The organism is Pseudoleptotrichia sp., from assembly GCF_057270515.1.
Genome location: NZ_DBHIXS010000001.1, coordinates 75,838 through 93,513 on the forward strand (window position 1 = coordinate 75,838; position 17,676 = coordinate 93,513).

The window sequence follows — 17,676 nt, forward strand, 5'->3', positions numbered from 1 at the left end:
TTTTTATTTAATATTTTTAATTTTAATATTTCCTATAATTATTAGATTTTATTTATCAAATTCTATTTTTTAGATTCTATTTTTTTATCACATATCTATTCTTTTTATTTATTTATGGGAGTGTATCCAAAATTATCAGAATAACAGAATTTAGAAAATGTTTTAAAAATTTAAGATACTTTTTAAAATATACTTTCAATTATATTTAATCCTAACTCTTTCGCAAATATTCTTGCCATTTCCATAGGCAAATCTTCCATTTCCTCAAAGTTATGGGTATCTGAACCTATTATAGTACGGATATTGTATTTAGCCACTATTTCCCAAAATTCTTTATAAGGATACATATATCTGTTCCATTCAGGGTGTCTTGCCAATGTTTTTCTTATACCGTTTGCATTCACTTCGAGCGGAACATTACATTTTTCAGCAGCCTTGCAAATCATATGTGCAGCCTCTATACAGCTATCTGTCCAATTTCTATATTTTACCATATATAAATCAGGATGAGCTATATAGTCAAAATTTCGCGATTCTATGGCTTTTACCATATATCCGGCATAATCCAGAACATGTCTATCATCGTTTATAGTCCATGCACTGTATATTTTTTCATCTTCATCCGTTCTGAAAGCATGAAGTCCTAAAACTATATAATCCAGTTTTCTTTTCAATTCGTTATAATAAACCTGCCATTCGGGAAAATATTCTATCTCCAGAGATTTATATATTTTTATTTTATCCTTATATTTTTCCTGCGCTTCTTCTATTTCTGTCAAATATCCGTCCAGCTCGCTCATTTTCATTCTATCCTCGTAATAATCAGGAACAGGAGCATGGTCTGAGATTCCTAATTCGGAATATCCTTCCTTTATAGCTACTTTTACATAATCTTCCACATTCCCGACAGCATGCCCACATCTATAATTATGTGTATGGAAATTTGTTTTCATTTTCTTTCATCCCTTTCATTTTTTCAATAATTTTATTGTCTATTTTGAATTATCTACTTTAAGCCATTCATTTATTATTCATTTATTTTTGTAATTTTTGAATAAAATGGCAATAAATTCTTATGGATAATTCAGTCTTATTTTATATTTTACCAGTTATTTCAAAAAAAATAAAGACTTTAAATCGGAAACTTATCATTTTATTCATTATCCGCTATTTCTTATCCATATTTTTTGATATGATTATATTTATCTGACAGGTCTAATAAACATTTGTCTTTACTGATTTTTTCTGATATAATGTATCGGATAATTAATATTTAAGGAGGAAGTTCTTTGATTTCAACAAGTAATCTGTCAGTCCAGTTCGGAGGAAGAAAATTATTTGACGAAGTGGACATAAAATTTACACCGGGTAACTGTTACGGTATAATAGGACCTAATGGTGCCGGAAAATCAACATTTTTAAAAATACTTACAGGAGAAGCCGATTCTACTTCAGGAGAAGTAATCATTGATAAAAATAAAAGACTGTCATTTTTAAAGCAGGATCACTTTGCTTATGAAGATGAACAAGTTTTAAATGTAGTAATGATGGGACATACAAAATTATATGATATTATGCAGCAGAAAAATGAGCTTTATTCAAAATCGGAATTTACAGAAGAAGACGGTGTTCTTGCAGCGGAACTCGAGGGGGAGTTTGCCGAGTTGGACGGCTGGGAAGCTGAAACTAATGCCGAAAAATTTCTTATAGGACTTGGTATTCCTGCCGAGCTTCATCATAAATTGATGAAAGAGCTTACAGAACCTGAAAAAGTAAAAGTTCTGCTTGCACAGGCTATATTTGGAAATCCTGATATACTTTTACTGGATGAGCCTACAAACGGTCTGGATTTGAAAGCAGTAAAATGGCTTGAGGATTTTTTAATGGAACTTGAAAACACTACTGTCCTTGTTGTTTCCCATGATAGACACTTTTTAAACAAAGTATGTACGCATATTGCCGATATCGACTACGGAAAAATCAAAATATTTGTCGGAAATTACGATTTCTGGTATGAATCAAACAAATTAATGCAGGAATTAATAAGAAACCAAAACAAGAAACTTGAACAGAAGAAAAAAGAACTACAGGATTTTATAGCCAGATTTTCTGCCAATGCTTCCAAATCCAAGCAAGCTACAAGCCGTAAAAAACAGCTTGAAAAACTCCAATTTGAAGATATGCAGATTTCCAATAGAAAATATCCTTACATAGAGTTTAAACCTGACAGAGAAGCAGGAAATAATATGCTCAAAGTAGAAAATCTGACTAAGACTGTGGATGGAGAAAAAGTTCTAAACAATATTTCTTTCACTGTAAACACAGGAGATAAAGTCGTTATTCTTTCTGACAATGATATTGCAAAAACTGCTCTCTTTCAAATATTGTCAGGAGAAATGGAAGCCGATTCGGGAACTTATGAATGGGGAGTTACAACTTCCCAGAGCTATTTTCCTAAAGACAATTCAGAATATTTTGAAAATGTCGACTTATCGCTAATAGACTGGTTAAGACAGTTTTCTACTGATCAGCACGAAGAATATGTAAGAGGCTTTTTAGGGAGAATGCTGTTTTCAGGGGAAGAAGCTAAAAAAATGGCAAAAGTCCTTTCAGGAGGAGAAAAAGTAAGATGTATGCTTTCGAGAATGATGCTTTCAGGAGCAAATGTTCTTTTACTTGATAACCCTACAGATCATCTTGACCTCGAAGCCATTACTTCTTTAAATAAATCTCTTATGAATTTCCCGGGAACTGTATTATTTACTACTCACGACCATGAATTTATTCAAACAGTAGCAAACAAAATAATTGAAATTACACCTAACGGAATTCTTGAAAAAGAAATGGAATATGATGATTATATAAATGACGAGGCTATACAAAAAAGACTTGCAGAACTATATGGTAAATAATTTGGTATTTATAATTTTATATTTAAGAGAAAAAGTATCTTGAAATTAATCACTTGAAAATTAATTGATTATAATAACACAATAAAAAAATATATTTATTAATTTTCCAAAATTTTACAATACTTAAATACGAAAGTTAAATAATCTTATACTTATTTAATTTATACCAATAACCTTATATTCAAGAAAAAAAGTATCTTGAAATTAATTACTCAAAAATTAATTAATTATAATAACACAATAAAAAAATATATTTATAAATTTTTCAAAATTTCTCAATGCTGAAATGTAAAGTATCTTACTATTTCAACAACTATTTTTTATAAATGAAATTTTGTTATAATGAATAAATATATTTTTTATTGTATTGTTGTATTATTATTCTATTGTGCTTATGTGCTTAATTTTTTTATTTAGTTTAATTTTTTTCTATTATCTAATTTATTATCTAATTATTTATCATATTAATTTTATTCTCAACATTTTCAGGTGTTGCCAACTGTACTACGACAAATGTATGGTCTAACATTCTGTATACTTCTATCGTTTTTTTACTGTTATATAGCAAAAGACTATCTTCTTTTTCTATTTTTTTCATTTTTTCTTTGGAAAACTTATTTTGATTTTTTGAGTATGTTTTTACAGTTTGTTTATGTTCCTCATCAGTAGTTGCTGAATCAAAAATCGCTGAAACAAGTCTATTATCTCTAAACCCAAAGCTTGCAACTTGGCTCACCTTTCCTAAAGGATTTACAACTTCTGAATAATAGTATACAGCACTACTCCCTTCGTCGTGAGATATTGACAATTCTTTTTTTTGAATTACTTTTTTAAATTCTTCCTTTGTCATTCCAAATTTTATTTTATCAGTTATACTTTCCCCAAAATTCTTTTCATAACCTTCCCCTAATAAAAATGTTGATAATACCAACATAATCATTAATAATATTTTTTTCATTTTTTCCTCCTTGTATTTTTTATATTCTTATTGTAACTTATCAAAATGAAAATAAACTGAAAATCTAAAGAATTTTTTTATTTTAATTTTATTATATACTAAACAGTATATTATATTAAACAACATATACAAAAAAAACTAAGATACCGATATCAGATATCTTAGTTTTTAAGTTCATTTTAGTTAATACTATTGAGAAACAACGTTTGTTGCTTGAGGTCCTTTTGGCCCTTCTTCTACATCAAAACTTACTTCTTCGCCCTCATTAACTGATTTGAATCCTTCTTTATTAATTTTAGAGAAATGTAAGAAATAATCATTTCCGTCTTCTCCTGAAATAAATCCGAATCCTTTTTTGTCATTGAACCATTTTACTTTACCTAACAAAGTACTACCTCCTAAAAATTTACACCTCAAACAACCTTGTTACAAACTACATTTATATATTTTGTTACACTTGCTTTTGGTTTCTATAATTATTATACCATATTTTTTCAAAATTAAAAGCCTTTTTTTGATTTATTTTTATTATATATAATTATCATATTTTATATTTATTCTTTTAAAACCCTGAAAAAATAAATGTTTTTATTTATATCATTAACTAAAAATATGATTGATTAATAAATTTATATAATTGTTAATGAAATAATATTATGTTTAATATTGAATTAGATATTAAAATAGTATATTATAGTATAAGAAATAATTTAATTTATTAAATTAGAGGTAATGGGTACCTTAATACCTAAATTTGAAAAAAGGAGAGAGATAATCACTTATATCCATAAGTATTATACAGTTTAAAATATGGCGTTAATTATCCAGAAATATGGCGGAACTTCAGTTGCAAATGCCGAAAGAGTTAAAGAAGTTGCTAAAAGAGTTTTAAAATACAGAAAAGAGGGGCATAATGTAATTGTTGTAGTTTCTGCTCCTGCGGGAACTACAGATTCACTAATAAAAAGAGCATATGAAATTTCCGATTCTCCTAACAAAAGAGAGCTTGATATGCTTCTCACATCAGGGGAACAGATTTCAATAGCTTCTCTTGCTATGGCTATTGAGGATTTAGGAGAAAAAGCTGTTTCATTAAATGCTTTTCAGGTGAAATTCAAAACAACTGAAAATCATACAAAAGCTGAAATACTTGACATTGATACCGAGTTAATCAGAGAAAAAATTTCTGAAGGAAATGTTGTAGTTTTTGCAGGTTTTCAAGGGATTACAGAAAATAACGATATTACTACCTTAGGAAGAGGAGGATCCGATACTACTGCCGTTGCTTTAGGTGCCGCTCTAAAAGCGGACGAAGTTGAGATTTATACAGATGTGGACGGAGTATATACTGCTGATCCGAGAGTGGTGTCAAATCCTAAAAAGCTAAAGACCATTTCTTATCAGGAAATGCTTGAACTGGCAGTTTCAGGGGCTAAAGTGCTTCATCCAAGATCTGTTGAAATAGCTGCCAGATACGGTATAAACATACATTTAAGGTCATCATTTGATGATACTACAGGAACAATAGTAACAGATGAAAAAGAAGGAGAACATTTAATGGAAAAAGTAAAAATTGTAGGAGTTACTTCATCAAAAAACGAAGGAAAAATAACAATATTAGGGGTACCCGATAAACCGGGAATAGCTGCGAAAGTTTTTTCGACATTGGCAAAATCCAAAATAAATACAGATATTATATTACAAAGCTCAAGTATAAATAAAGAGTTTAACAATATCTCATTTACTGTGAAAACAGATGACTTTAAAGAAGCCGTGCAGATTTCTGAAAATCTCAAAGAAAAACTTGGAGCGGAAGGAGTTATATACGAGGAAAAAGTTGCTAAAGTTTCAGTCATAGGTATAGGACTGAAAACTCACTATGAAACTACTGCCCGTATATTTGATACTCTTGCTGAAAACGGAATAAATATAGATATGATTTCATGCTCCGAAATCAATGTATCATGTATTATTAAGGAAGATGATATTGAAAAAGCTGTAAAAGCTTTACATGAAAAATTTATTGAAGAATAAGATTTTAAAATAAAATATTTATAAGGAGATTTACTATGAAAATAGGAATAATAGGTTTGGGGACTGTAGGAGAAGGGGTATTAAAAGTTCTTACTGCTGAAAAAGAAAGTATTTTTGAAAAATCAACTGCGGATATTGAAGTAAAATACGCATGTGATTTAAATATTAACAGAGAATTCTCATTTGATTTTGATAAATCCATTCTTATAGATGATTATAAAAAAATTATTGATGACCCTGAGATTAAAATTGTTGTTGAGCTTATCGGAGGGGAAACGATAGCTAAAAACATTATTACAGAAGCATTCAGAGCAAAAAAAAGCGTAGTTACTGCTAACAAAGCTCTTATAGCGAAAAATGGCGTGGAACTGTTTCAGATAGCTAAAGAAAACGGTGTATCTTTTCTATTTGAAGCCGCTGTGGGAGGAGGCATTCCGATTATTTCTCCATTAATGGAGAGCCTTGTCGCAAATACAGTAACGGAAATTAGAGGTATAATGAACGGAACTTCCAATTATATCCTCACTAAAATGAAAGAAGACAAGCTGTCATTTGAAGAAGCTTTATCTCTTGCTTCTGCCAAAGGATATGCTGAAGCTGACCCGACTTACGACATTGACGGGATAGATGCAGGTCATAAGATCAATATTCTCGCTTCTCTTGCTTACGGAGGTTCGATAAAATTCAAGGATATGCCTCTTTCAGGTATAAGGGAAATAACTTCTATTGATATTTTCGCCGCAAAACAACTGGAGCATACTATAAAGCTGATTGCTCAATCAAAATTGCTCTCTGACAATACTGTACAAATTTCTGTAGAGCCTACTCTTGTTTCAAACAATCAAATTTTGGCAAAAGTAGATGATGTGTTCAATGCTATTGAGACAATAGGTTCTTATACAGGAGAAACTTTATTCTACGGAAAAGGAGCAGGAATGGAGCCTACGGCTTCAGCAGTTGTCGCAGATATTGTAAAAATTACTACAAGAACACATATAGAATCTGATTATTTCTTTAATTCTACAAAAGTCTTTAATGTTGTAGATATTGATTCTGTAAAAGGGTCTTACTATATAAGAGTTTCATCGGATTTCAATATTGAAAAATCACCATTCCAGCTGTATAATCAGGTAGATAACTACTATATTATACTTGCCGATGATATATCAAAAAATGAAATAAATGAGTATTTAAAAGATGCTCAGGAAAAATTTATTTTAAAAATTATTAAATAAGTAATGGAGCTGTTTTAAAAGTAGAAAATGATTGGAAATAAATATATTTTTTATATTATACAACATTTATAACTTTTAAAATGGCTTTTTTTATTTAATAATAAAAAAGGTAACACTTTTGAGTATTACCCTTATAAATTTTATATTTTATATTTTTATATTTATTTTACTTTTTCTACTAATTTTGTAAATTCTGTCGGATTATTTAAAGCCAAATCAGCCAATACTTTTCTATCCAGCTCAATTCCTGCTTTTTTCAATCCATTCATAAATTTAGAATAGGAAATTCCGTTTAATCTTGCCGCAGCATTTATTCTGATTATCCATAATTCTCTCATTTTTCTTTTCTTCTGTTTTCTATGCTCTGTTGCATAAGCCATTGCTTTTTTTACGGCTTCATTAGCTTTTCTAAAGTTTGTTTTTACGGAACCTCTATATCCCTTTGCTTCTTTCAATATTTTTTTATGTCTTTTTCTTCTTACTATTCCTGTTTTTACTCTTGGCATTTTCTTTCCTCCTTATACTTTATTACTGTATTATCTTCCTTCTTGCCCTGCTAATAGTTTCTTAATTCTTCTTTCTGCTCCTTTTGGAACAATTGCATCCTGTCCCAATCTTTTCTTTCTTTTATGTGATTTTTTAGTCAATATATGACTTTTTCCTGAATGTTTAATAACAAGTTTCCCGCTTCCTGTTACTTTTACTCTTTTTTTTGTTCCTCTGTGTGTTTTCATTTTTGGCATTTTCTTTCCTCCTTATTTTACTTTTTAGGTGATAACATAATAAATTTTTGTATTTGTTCTTTTCCATATTTTTTTTCAACGATTGCATTTTCTTCAAAATAATCTGCAAATTCGTCCAAAACTTTTATGGAAGACTCGGCATGAAGTTTTTCTCTTCCGCTTAATCTTAAACTTACTTTCACCTTATATTCTTTGGCTATGAATTTTTCAATTTGAGATATTTTAGTTTCTTTGTCGTGTTCATCGATATGAGGTTTTATTCTAATCTCTTTAATCACGACATTTTTTTGTTTCTTTTTATTTTCTTTTTCTTTTTTTGTTTTCTCATACTTGAATTTTCCATAATCCATAATTTTACATACAGGCGGTGCCGCATTTGGAGAAATTTCAACTAAGTCCAGCCCTTTTTCATTGGCAAGAGCTACAGCTTCACTCACTGATAAAATTCCGAACTGTTCGCCTTCTTCTCCAATTACTCTTATTTCTCTCGCTCTGATTCTCTCGTTCATTCTTGGTTCGTCAGATTTATTAGTTCCTTTTATACAGAACACCTCCTAAAAATTTTTGAAATAAAAAAACAAGATATAAGAAACCTTGCTCAATAGTTATATTAAAACTGCTCATATAAAAAATATATAAGAATTAATAAAAAACTATGTACCTGACTCATCTTTAAATATTGTCCTTATCAAAGACTTTATAACAGTTATATGCTGTTAACGATGGAAAGGTGAGAAACAACGTTTCTACTTCTAATTTAATTACCAAAATATTCTACTATATTTTGATATTTTTGTCAAATTTTATTTTTATTATACCACTTTTTTATTATACCACTTTAAATTTTTAAAAACATTGTTGCAAACTTAAAATAAATAATAAGTGTTACGGCATCTGATATTGTTGTTATTAGAGGTGTCGCCATAACAGCGGGATCCGCTTTCAGCAGTTTTGCCCCAAGAGGCAGTAATGCTCCTACTATTTTTGAAACTATTACTGTAAATACGAGAGTTACAGAAACTGTAAGGGCAATCGTAATATCTACTTTTTCCAAAGTAACCAGTCTTATAAAATTCAAAATAGATAAAACAATGGATACCATTACAGAAATTGAAAACTCTTTTTTCAAAACTTTAAAAGCATCTTTGGGAGATATTTCTCCAAGTGCCAACGAACGTATTACAACCGTTGATGATTGTGAGCCGACATTTCCTCCTGTAGACATAAGCATTGGAATGAATGCTGTCAGTACAATGGATTGTGCCAGCACTTTTTCATATCCTTGAATTATATTTCCTGATATTGTATCGGAAATCATAAGTACGGCAAGCCAGCCTATTCTCTGTTTTGCCATAGTAAATACGTTTGTTTTCATATAAGATTCTTCTGCAGGAGCGGTAATCCCTGCCATTTTGTGAAAGTCTTCAGTAACTTCCTGTTCAACTACGTGCATTACATCGTCTACTGTTATTATCCCTAATAGTCTGTTTTCATGGTCAGCAACAGGCAAAACTATCAAATCATATTTTTTAAATATGTCTGCAACGGCTTCTTGATCAGTATCAGTCTGAACACTTACAAAATTACGCTCCATAATATCTTCTATCAGAGTATCGTCTTTTTTTGCTATTAGCTCTTTCAGGGAAAGAACTCCTTCAAGTTTGCCTTCTTCGCTCGTAACATAGCATGTGTAAATATTTTCTTTATCTTTTCCTGTTTTTCTTATTTGCTCAATCGCTTCTGACACTTTCATATTTTTTTCTAAATCTACATATTCAGTTGTCATTATACTTCCCGCTGAATTGTCAGGGTATTTCAATAACTGATTTATCAAATGTCTGTCTTTAGTATCGGTATTTTTCAATATTTTTTTTACCACATCTGCCGGCATTTCTTCTATTATATCTACTATATCATCAAAAAACAGCTCGTCAAATATATCCTTTGTTTCAATGTCTGTTGCCGCATGGATAATCATTTCCTGATGTTCGGAACTTAGATAAGGAAATACAATCGCAGCCTTGTCTTTTTTAAGCAATCTGAAAAGCATTATTACTACTTCAGAAATTTCAAATTCATTTATTATTTCAGAAATTTCTACAGGATTTAAATCATTCAGCTGTCTTCTTATTTCAAAATATTTTTTCTCTTTTATGAGAGTTTCGATTATTTCTTTCATTATTCCTCCTTACCGCTACTATTTTATCAGATTACTCAAAAATATAGACGCAAATTTAAAATAAATAGTAAGAGTCAGAGCGTCCAATATTGTAGTTATCAACGGTCCCGCCATAATTGCAGGGTCTAATTTCAATACCTTGGCAACAACAGGAAGTGAAGCTCCTATTATTTTTGAAATTATAACTACAAATATCAGCGTTACCGAAACAGTCAAAGCAACATCAAGGCTTGTCTTGGTCAAAGTTATAAGCCTTAAATAGTTAATTGCCGCCAAAACTAACGCTACTATAAATGAAATAAAAAATTCTTTTCTTAATATTTTGAATGTATCTTTAATAGTTACATCTCCTAATGCCAAAGCACGTACTACTATCGTTGACGATTGGGCTCCCGCATTTCCTCCTGTATCCATAAGCATAGGTATAAATGACGCCAGTATAACTACTGACTGCAATACATCTTCGTAACTTTTAATAATTCTTCCTGTAAATGTTGCCGAAATCATAAGAACTATAAGCCACATTATTCTTTGTCTTGCCATGGTAAATGCATTTGTTTTAAGATAAGACTCTTCTACCGGTGAAATACCTGCCATTTTATGAAAATCTTCTGTTGCTTCTTTATCAATAACGTCCATTACGTCATCTATCGTTATAATACCTAAAAGTCTGTTTTCAATATCTACAACAGGCAACACGATTAAATCATATTTTTTAATTATGTCAGCCACCATTTCCTGATCATCATTGGTATGGACACTCACAAAATTGCGGTTCATAATGTTTTCTATAACAATATCATCTTCACTTGTGATTAATTCTTTCAGGGAAACTACTCCCTCAAGTTTTCTATCCTCACTTATTACATAACATGTGTAAATATTTTCTTTTTCTTCAACAGTTTCCCTGATTACTTTGATTGCCTGAGATACTTTCATATCTTTTTTCAAGTCTACATATTCAGTCGTCATTATGCTTCCCGCTGAATTATCGGGATATTTTAACAACTGGTTTATCATATGCCTGTCTTTGGCATCAGTATTTTTCAATATCTTTTTAACTACATTTGACGGCATTTCTTCTATAATATCAACTATATCGTCAAAATACAGCTCGTCAAATATATTTTTTGTTTCAACATCAGTCATAGTATTGATTATCATTTCCTGATGTTCAGTATCCAAATAGGAAAATACGTCCGCTGCCCTGTCTTTGGATAAAAGTCTGAAAATCATCATCAGTTCCGAAGACTCAAATTGATTTAATAATTCAGAAACTTCTACAGTATTCAAATCGTTCAGATATTTTCTTATTTCAAAATATTTTTTTTCTTTTATAAGAGATTGAATTGTGTTTTCCATTGTTATCTCCTTCCTTATTTCATCCGTGTATTTCTACGCATTTTCAAGATGAGAAGAATAACATTACCGAGATATTCCAGTCATCATGCATAGATTTTCTAAATTCAGCTTATTCAGTTTAAATATACTCCGACCGGTTTCCTCGTTCAAAACACTCACCTCCATAAAATAATTTTCCATAAGATTTTATCAGACATTGTAAGCATTGTCAATAATTTTCTTAGAATATTCTTTTTACATTTTTTTATTTTACTGGAAAAATATACAAATAAAATAAATAACAAGCATAATCTAAAACATTATTTATAATTTCTTATAGATAGACCTTCAAGATTTTACAATATAAAACAGCGGGGCTGTCTCATAAGTCAAAAATAGTTTTACTAACATAAATGTTATATATTTTTAAAAATCAACAGATATTATTTTTATTGATTTTATAAATATAGTAAAATATATAGAATTTACGATTTGGTAATTTTATTTACTTTATGAGACAACCCCATTATTCATTTTTTATTATTGAAATTATTCAGAATAATTTCAATATAGTTTTTAATATATCCTCAAATGTACTTTCAACACCCCTATTACTTTCAGCAGAGAACTTTTTTCTTTTGTCAGTAAAATCATATTTTCATTATTTTCGAGAGATTTTAATATAATTATTTCGTCAATATATTCCACTTTTCTTATTTCGATTTTATCCTTATATTCTATCAAACATATTTTTCCATGCAACTCGCTATTTTTTATAATATTTTTTTTCTCAAAAATCAAAGCATCATTTATGTAAAAAACGGGAATATAATTTATATATTCAGTCTTTACTGCAAAAAGCTCATTATTAGTTTCTATTTTAATAAAAGATATGTTTTCATTATTTTCATCATATCTGAAAAAACCGTCGCTATCAAACTTTCCAAGCAAAGATATTTTTTGAATTTCCTCGACTTTTTCATCGTTATTTTCATTTTCACCTGACTTTTTTAAATCCAACAATTTTTCCTGAAATTTCTTAGGTAATTTTCTAAATTCTTCATATTCTTTAATATCAGTTTTATCTTTTTCGCTCACATCAAATATTTTATAAAATTTTTCAAGAAAATTCTCGGACGGGCTTTTTAAATTTTTTATTATATTATTAATGTATTGGGGCGATACCTCTATTATTTTTGCCAAATCTACTTGAGACATTTTTTTTCTCAAATATTCTTCCAGTATTTCTCCGGTTTTTCTCATAATGACCTCTTTTCCGTTTTATTCATTATAAATATTATAGGTAATTATACCTTAAAATAATGAAAAAATCTATTTTAAATAAAAATTATGTGATTGATTTTTTCAAAAAATGGTTGTAAAATAAATCAGTATTTTTTAACAAAGCCATAAATGCAAAATAAAAATTAATATTCTATCTAATATATATTATGTGAGTATATGTTATGGAGGAGTGATTAAAAATGAGTATAAAAATAAGAAAAGGAAAAATTGAAGATTTAAAAGAAATAGCTTCTATAGAAGCAGTCTGTTTTCCTGTAAATGAAGCCGCGACGGAAGAGGCACTGAAAGGGAGATTATCAGTCTATCCTGATTATTTTTACATTCTTGAGAAAGACAAAAAAATAGTAAGTTTTGTAAACGGAATGGCTACAGACAGTCCCAATCTTACAGATGAAATGTATGAAAATCCTTATTTACACAAAGACAAGGGACAATGGCAAATGATTTTCGGAGTTAATACTTTACCTGAATATAGAAAAAAAGGATATGCCGAAAAATTAATCAATGAACTTATTTACGATGCAAAAACTCAAGGAAAAAAAGGGGTTGTCCTCACTTGCAAAGATGTACTTGTCCCTTATTATGAGAAATTCGGTTTTGAAAATGAAGGAGTTTCCGAATCTACTCATGGCGGAGTTGTGTGGTATGAAATGAGATTGAAATTTTAGATAACAAATTGATAAAAAAAGCTATTCAAAAACAAAAAATTTATAATAAAATTTTAAAATAAAATCATATGAGAAAATATATTTATAACTTTTTTTATTTAATATTCGAAATTTTATAAAAAAATGTTGTATATCAAAATTGACATAATGAGTATATTTTATATAAAAAAAAATTTCATAATAAAAAATACTGTATATCAAGATTATATATTTTTCTATTTTTGAAGCAGCTCCATTTTATCATAATCAGATAAAATTATTTGCAGAATTCGGGATAATCCTGCTTTATAGCATTGTATAATCTTTCAAGCCCTTTTTCTAAGATATGGGTAGGAACAGCTAAATTCATTCTTTCAAATCCGTCTCCATTTTTTCCGAATGTATAACCTTCACTGAAAAATATTTTTGCTTTTTCATTCATAAATCTTTTCAATTCTTTGTTTTTTAATCCTAACTCTCTAAAATCGAGCCATTGTAAATAAGTTCCCTGTATCAAAGGAGCTTTTAAAACAGTAAATTTATTTTCAAAAAATTCGTTTACAATTTGCTGATTTTTATTAATCAGCTCAAGAAACTGTTCAAACCATTTTTCGGCTTTAATATATGCCAGCTCACATGCCTTAAATCCCAATGCTGCAAATACATGAGATGATGATTTTTCCTGTTCTTTTATAAATTTTTTTCTTAATTCTTTATTTTTTATAATAATATTTGATATTCCTATTCCGGCAAGATTAAAAGTTTTTGTAGGAGCAGTACAAGTTACGGTTATTTCAGAAATCTCATTGGAAATTGTCTGTAATACCGTATGTTTTTGTCCTTTCATCAAAATATCAAAATGTATTTCATCAGAAATGATGATTAAATCATTTTTCAGGGCAATTTTCCCTATTTTTTCCAATTCCTCTTTTGTCCATACCCTTCCTACAGGATTATGAGGACTGCATAAAATAAGTAATCTGTTATTTTTATCTTTAGCAAACTCTTCAAATTTCTGAAAATCTATCGTATAATTTCTGTTATTTTCAATCAAAGGACAATCAATTATTTTTCTGTTATTGGAAGTTATGGCACTGTAAAAAGGATAATACACGGGAGTAAATACTATTATACCCTGATTTTCTTCTGTATAGGCTTTTATCGCGTCATATAAGGCTGAAACAACTCCCGAAGAAGTTACAATCCACTCTTTCTTCACATCAAAATTATGTCTTTTTTTCATCCAGTTTACTACAATTTCGAGATAATTGTCATTTGCTCCCGTATATCCCAATACCGCTTCATCAATATATTTTTTCAAACCTTCCTTTATTTCAGGAGCTATCTGTAATTCCATATCGGCTACCGAAAAAGGAATTATATCATCAGGCAAATCGGGATATTCTTTATACATCTGTTCCCACTTATAAGAACCCTGATTTTTTCTTCTTATTACTGTTTCAAAATCATATTTTTCATTCATATATCCAATCATCCTTTCATAATCAAAACTGCTGCTCAAAATTATCTTAAAACTATTGTTCAAGATTATCGTAAAAATAAAATTCTCTGTGTATTCCTATGAAACTGTTTCGTCTATAAATTTTTGAAAATTCTATAATTTAAAATAAACCTGTAATTACACCATTTTCATCTATATCAATCAACTCTGCTGACGGTCTTTTAGGAAGTCCCGGCATATCAATTATTTCTCCTGCCATTGCTACCAAAAATCCCGCTCCTGCCGATAATCTTATCTCATTTATTGTAATTTCAAAATTTTGAGGTCTCCCCAGTAATTTAGGATTATCCGATAATGACTTTTGAGTTTTGGAAATACAGATAGGCAGATTATCATAGCCGTATTCAGTGTATTTTTTTATATTGTTCAATGCTTTGGGTGTAAAATTTACTCCGTCGGCACCATATATTTCACGGCATATTATCTCAATTTTCTCTTTAATCGGTAACTTTTCATCATATAAGAAATAAAATCTCTTTTCGGACTTTTCATTTCTGCTAATAGCACCAATCACTTTATCTACTAATTCTTTTCCTCCGTCTCCGCCTTTTTCCCAAATTTCGCAAAGAGCTGCTTCTACACCTTTTGAATTACAGAATTTTTGAATTTCTTCGATTTCCCTGTCAGTATCAGTTATAAATTTATTTATTGCAACTAAAACGGGAATATTGTATTTTTGCATATTCTCAATATGTTTTTCGAGGTTTACAAGACCTTTTTTCAGTGTTTCTATATTTTCATTTTTCAGATCCAGATCTCCTCCATGATGTTTCAATGCTCTTACTGTCGCAACTATTATTATTGCGTCAGGTTCAAGCTTTGCTTTTCTCATCTTTATATCAAGAAACTTTTCAGCCCCCAAATCTGCCGCAAAACCTGCTTCAGTTACTACATAATCCGACAATTTAAGTGCCATTTTTGTAGCCAGAACGGAATTACATCCATGGGCAATATTGGCAAAAGGTCCCCCATGTATAAATACAGGAGTATTTTCCAGTGTCTGTACCAAATTCGGTTTTATCGCGTCTTTCAATAACGCTGTTACGGCTCCCTGTATATTGAGCTGTTTTACTTTTAACATTTCACCTTTTCTGTTATAACCAAATACTATTTCTCCAATTTTATTTTTTAAATCGGAAATAGATTCGGCAAGACAGAATATTGCCATTATTTCAGAGGCGACAGTTATCTGAAAGGACGACTCTCTCGGAATGCCGTTAGCTTTTCCTCCCATACCGACTACAATATGTCTCAATGCTCTGTCATTCATATCAAGAACACGTTTCCAGCTTATATTGTTTACGTCTATATCAAGTTCATTACCGTGAGACAGATGATTATCGATACAGGCGGAAATAAGATTATGTGCGGCAGAAATTGCGTGAATATCCCCGTTAAAATGAAGATTTATCTCTTCCATAGGTACGACCTGAGACATTCCTCCGCCTGTAGCTCCTCCTTTCATACCAAATACAGGTCCTAAAGACGGTTCCCTCAATGCTGCAATCGATTTGTAACCGAACTTGTTCAGAGCCTGTGTCAGTCCCACAGTTACAGTGGATTTCCCCTCTCCCGGAGGTGTCGGAGTTATTGCCGTTACAAGTATCAGCTTTCCGTTTTTCTTATCTGAATGTTTTTTCAATACATTTAAATCTACTTTCGCCTTGTATTTACCGTACTGTTCATAATCTTCTTCAGTAAGTCCTATTTTTTCAGCAATAACATTGATTTTTTCCATTTTTGCTTTTTGTGCAATTTCTAAATCCGTCATTTTTACCTCCTAATTATGTTTTTTATATTATACTAAAAAAAATTAATATAAGTCCAGTTTAATTTTACTTTTTACAAAATAAATGATACAATTATGAAATAAAATTTATTTTATAAAAACTTATAAATTTAAATAAACTATAATCAAATCAAGGAGCCTTAATGAAAAATAAGAAATTTTTAATAGTCGTCTTTATGATATTTGGATTTATCTATTCAAACCCTCTTGGAAAAACAATACGAAAAAAAGGCAGCAGAACTACTCATCGAACTGTAAATGCTAAATCTAAAGCAGTATCTGTAAAAACTGTGGCTGCTAAAAAAGCGCATTCTCCAAAAACTGTTGCATCCAAAACCAAAAAAGGACATTTTCCGAAAAAAGGTGCTAATGTCCATAAAGATACAAGTATTTATGCGGTTCCTGCCAATAACAGAACTCTTCTTATTACATCCAAAATGAATGAACTGAAACAGAAACATAAAAAAGTTGCAAAATCAGGAAATATCAGCCAGAAAAAATCCGCAGCAATCGAAAAAAAACTGCTTACTTCTTACAGTAAATGGAGAGGTACAAAATATGCGTGGGGAGGAGATTCTAAAAGAGGTATCGATTGTTCAGCTCTGACGCGGAGAGTTTATCGGGAAGTTTATTCCAAAGAATTACCGCGAGTTTCTGTACAACAGATAAAAAAAGGAAGAAAAGTTTCCCATAAAAATCTGAAACCCGGGGATATTGTATACTTTAGACCCGAAGGCAGAACTAACCATACAGCAGTCTACGTCGGAAACTCCTTATTTATCAATGCTTCTTCTTCAAAAGGAGTAGTAATGTCATCACTTAAAAGCCCTTATTGGAAAAGATATTTTAAATATGGAGTAAGAGTCAAGAAATAAAAAGGAAGATATTTTAAAAACACTATTTCAAGAAAAAGTTTTCTTAATAACAATATAAAAAACAATATTTATTTTTTAATAAAATTTTGCTCATATAAAATCATTCATTCGCTAAGAAAAAATCAAAAACTTGCCT

Annotated in this window: 16 protein-coding genes; 5 read left to right on the forward strand and 11 right to left on the reverse strand. The window is 30.0% G+C overall.

Features of this window, described 5'->3' with window-relative positions; translation table 11 throughout:
* Positions 1 to 182 precede the first annotated feature (182 nt).
* A complete protein-coding gene (locus ACO5J6_RS00335; RefSeq protein ID WP_485641316.1) occupies positions 183 to 953 on the reverse strand; it encodes a histidinol-phosphatase in 771 nt (256 codons plus the stop codon).
* A 336-nt stretch (positions 954 to 1,289) separates the two neighbouring features.
* Between ACO5J6_RS00335 and ACO5J6_RS00340 the strand changes: the two genes are divergently transcribed.
* Complete coding sequence (locus ACO5J6_RS00340; RefSeq protein WP_485641317.1) at positions 1,290 to 2,912, forward strand: ABC-F family ATP-binding cassette domain-containing protein; 1,623 nt, start codon at positions 1,290 to 1,292, stop codon at positions 2,910 to 2,912.
* Positions 2,913 to 3,360: 448 nt separating this feature from the next.
* On the opposite strand, the gene ACO5J6_RS00345 is transcribed toward ACO5J6_RS00340, so the two are convergent.
* Together ACO5J6_RS00345 and ACO5J6_RS00350 are read right to left on the reverse strand one after the other, a co-directional pair.
* The gene (locus ACO5J6_RS00345) at positions 3,361 to 3,870 is read right to left on the reverse strand and encodes a hypothetical protein (RefSeq protein ID WP_485641319.1); all 510 of its coding nucleotides are present in this window, start codon (positions 3,868 to 3,870) and stop codon (positions 3,361 to 3,363) included.
* 189 nt (positions 3,871 to 4,059) lie between these two features.
* The gene (locus tag ACO5J6_RS00350; RefSeq protein ID WP_006806760.1) at positions 4,060 to 4,257 is read right to left on the reverse strand and encodes a cold-shock protein; all 198 of its coding nucleotides are present in this window, start codon (positions 4,255 to 4,257) and stop codon (positions 4,060 to 4,062) included.
* Positions 4,258 to 4,680: 423 nt separating this feature from the next.
* Here ACO5J6_RS00350 and ACO5J6_RS00355 point away from each other — a divergent pair, with 423 nt between their 5' ends.
* A complete protein-coding gene (locus ACO5J6_RS00355; protein ID WP_485641322.1) occupies positions 4,681 to 5,904 on the forward strand; it encodes an aspartate kinase in 1,224 nt (407 codons plus the stop codon).
* Positions 5,905 to 5,939: 35 nt separating this feature from the next.
* On the forward strand, positions 5,940 to 7,139 hold the full coding sequence (locus ACO5J6_RS00360; RefSeq protein ID WP_485641324.1) for a homoserine dehydrogenase: 1,200 nt from the start codon (positions 5,940 to 5,942) through the stop codon (positions 7,137 to 7,139).
* A 161-nt stretch (positions 7,140 to 7,300) separates the two neighbouring features.
* Here ACO5J6_RS00360 and rplT read toward each other — a convergent pair whose 3' ends face one another.
* The 6 genes from rplT to ACO5J6_RS00390 form a co-directional block, all read right to left on the reverse strand.
* Complete coding sequence (gene rplT, locus ACO5J6_RS00365) at positions 7,301 to 7,645, reverse strand: 50S ribosomal protein L20 (protein WP_485641326.1); 345 nt, start codon at positions 7,643 to 7,645, stop codon at positions 7,301 to 7,303.
* Between the two features lie 30 nt (positions 7,646 to 7,675).
* A complete protein-coding gene (rpmI, locus tag ACO5J6_RS00370) occupies positions 7,676 to 7,882 on the reverse strand; it encodes a 50S ribosomal protein L35 (RefSeq protein WP_485641327.1) in 207 nt (68 codons plus the stop codon).
* Between the two features lie 17 nt (positions 7,883 to 7,899).
* Positions 7,900 to 8,433 carry a translation initiation factor IF-3 gene (gene infC, locus ACO5J6_RS00375; RefSeq protein ID WP_485641329.1) on the reverse strand — a complete coding sequence of 178 codons (534 nt, stop codon included), beginning with the start codon at positions 8,431 to 8,433 and terminating at the stop codon, positions 7,900 to 7,902.
* A gap of 287 nt (positions 8,434 to 8,720) precedes the next feature.
* Positions 8,721 to 10,061, reverse strand: coding sequence for a magnesium transporter (gene mgtE / locus ACO5J6_RS00380; protein ID WP_485641332.1), 1,341 nt, complete (start codon positions 10,059 to 10,061; stop codon positions 8,721 to 8,723).
* Positions 10,062 to 10,079: 18 nt separating this feature from the next.
* Positions 10,080 to 11,423 (reverse strand): magnesium transporter, encoded by a 1,344-nt coding sequence (gene mgtE, locus ACO5J6_RS00385; RefSeq protein ID WP_485641334.1) that lies wholly within the window; start codon positions 11,421 to 11,423, stop codon positions 10,080 to 10,082.
* A 555-nt stretch (positions 11,424 to 11,978) separates the two neighbouring features.
* A complete protein-coding gene (locus ACO5J6_RS00390) occupies positions 11,979 to 12,665 on the reverse strand; it encodes a helix-turn-helix domain-containing protein (RefSeq protein WP_485641336.1) in 687 nt (228 codons plus the stop codon).
* A 221-nt stretch (positions 12,666 to 12,886) separates the two neighbouring features.
* Here ACO5J6_RS00390 and ACO5J6_RS00395 point away from each other — a divergent pair, with 221 nt between their 5' ends.
* Entirely contained in the window at positions 12,887 to 13,375 is a 489-nt protein-coding gene (locus ACO5J6_RS00395; RefSeq protein WP_485641338.1) for a GNAT family N-acetyltransferase, read from the forward strand.
* 256 nt (positions 13,376 to 13,631) lie between these two features.
* Here ACO5J6_RS00395 and ACO5J6_RS00400 read toward each other — a convergent pair whose 3' ends face one another.
* Together ACO5J6_RS00400 and ACO5J6_RS00405 are read right to left on the reverse strand one after the other, a co-directional pair.
* Positions 13,632 to 14,837, reverse strand: coding sequence for a MalY/PatB family protein (locus ACO5J6_RS00400; RefSeq protein ID WP_485641340.1), 1,206 nt, complete (start codon positions 14,835 to 14,837; stop codon positions 13,632 to 13,634).
* A 139-nt stretch (positions 14,838 to 14,976) separates the two neighbouring features.
* On the reverse strand, positions 14,977 to 16,647 hold the full coding sequence (locus ACO5J6_RS00405) for a formate--tetrahydrofolate ligase (protein ID WP_485641341.1): 1,671 nt from the start codon (positions 16,645 to 16,647) through the stop codon (positions 14,977 to 14,979).
* A 161-nt stretch (positions 16,648 to 16,808) separates the two neighbouring features.
* Here ACO5J6_RS00405 and ACO5J6_RS00410 point away from each other — a divergent pair, with 161 nt between their 5' ends.
* Positions 16,809 to 17,540 (forward strand): C40 family peptidase, encoded by a 732-nt coding sequence (locus tag ACO5J6_RS00410; protein WP_485641342.1) that lies wholly within the window; start codon positions 16,809 to 16,811, stop codon positions 17,538 to 17,540.
* Positions 17,541 to 17,676 lie beyond the last annotated feature (136 nt).

What these genes read in the sequence shown, in the direction of transcription:
- mgtE (WP_485641332.1), bottom strand. Translation starts at nt 10,061, where the DNA reads ATGAAAGAAATAATCGAAACTCTCATAAAAGAGAAAAAATATTTTGAA.
- rplT (WP_485641326.1), bottom strand. Translation starts at nt 7,645, where the DNA reads ATGCCAAGAGTAAAAACAGGAATAGTAAGAAGAAAAAGACATAAAAAA.
- ACO5J6_RS00395 (WP_485641338.1), top strand. Translation starts at nt 12,887, where the DNA reads ATGAGTATAAAAATAAGAAAAGGAAAAATTGAAGATTTAAAAGAAATA.
- ACO5J6_RS00400 (WP_485641340.1), bottom strand. Translation starts at nt 14,837, where the DNA reads ATGAATGAAAAATATGATTTTGAAACAGTAATAAGAAGAAAAAATCAG.
- ACO5J6_RS00410 (WP_485641342.1), top strand. Translation starts at nt 16,809, where the DNA reads ATGAAAAATAAGAAATTTTTAATAGTCGTCTTTATGATATTTGGATTT.
- ACO5J6_RS00405 (WP_485641341.1), bottom strand. Translation starts at nt 16,647, where the DNA reads ATGACGGATTTAGAAATTGCACAAAAAGCAAAAATGGAAAAAATCAAT.
- ACO5J6_RS00355 (WP_485641322.1), top strand. Translation starts at nt 4,681, where the DNA reads ATGGCGTTAATTATCCAGAAATATGGCGGAACTTCAGTTGCAAATGCC.
- ACO5J6_RS00345 (WP_485641319.1), bottom strand. Translation starts at nt 3,870, where the DNA reads ATGAAAAAAATATTATTAATGATTATGTTGGTATTATCAACATTTTTA.
- ACO5J6_RS00335 (WP_485641316.1), bottom strand. Translation starts at nt 953, where the DNA reads ATGAAAACAAATTTCCATACACATAATTATAGATGTGGGCATGCTGTC.
- ACO5J6_RS00390 (WP_485641336.1), bottom strand. Translation starts at nt 12,665, where the DNA reads ATGAGAAAAACCGGAGAAATACTGGAAGAATATTTGAGAAAAAAAATG.
- mgtE (WP_485641334.1), bottom strand. Translation starts at nt 11,423, where the DNA reads ATGGAAAACACAATTCAATCTCTTATAAAAGAAAAAAAATATTTTGAA.
- rpmI (WP_485641327.1), bottom strand. Translation starts at nt 7,882, where the DNA reads ATGCCAAAAATGAAAACACACAGAGGAACAAAAAAAAGAGTAAAAGTA.
- ACO5J6_RS00360 (WP_485641324.1), top strand. Translation starts at nt 5,940, where the DNA reads ATGAAAATAGGAATAATAGGTTTGGGGACTGTAGGAGAAGGGGTATTA.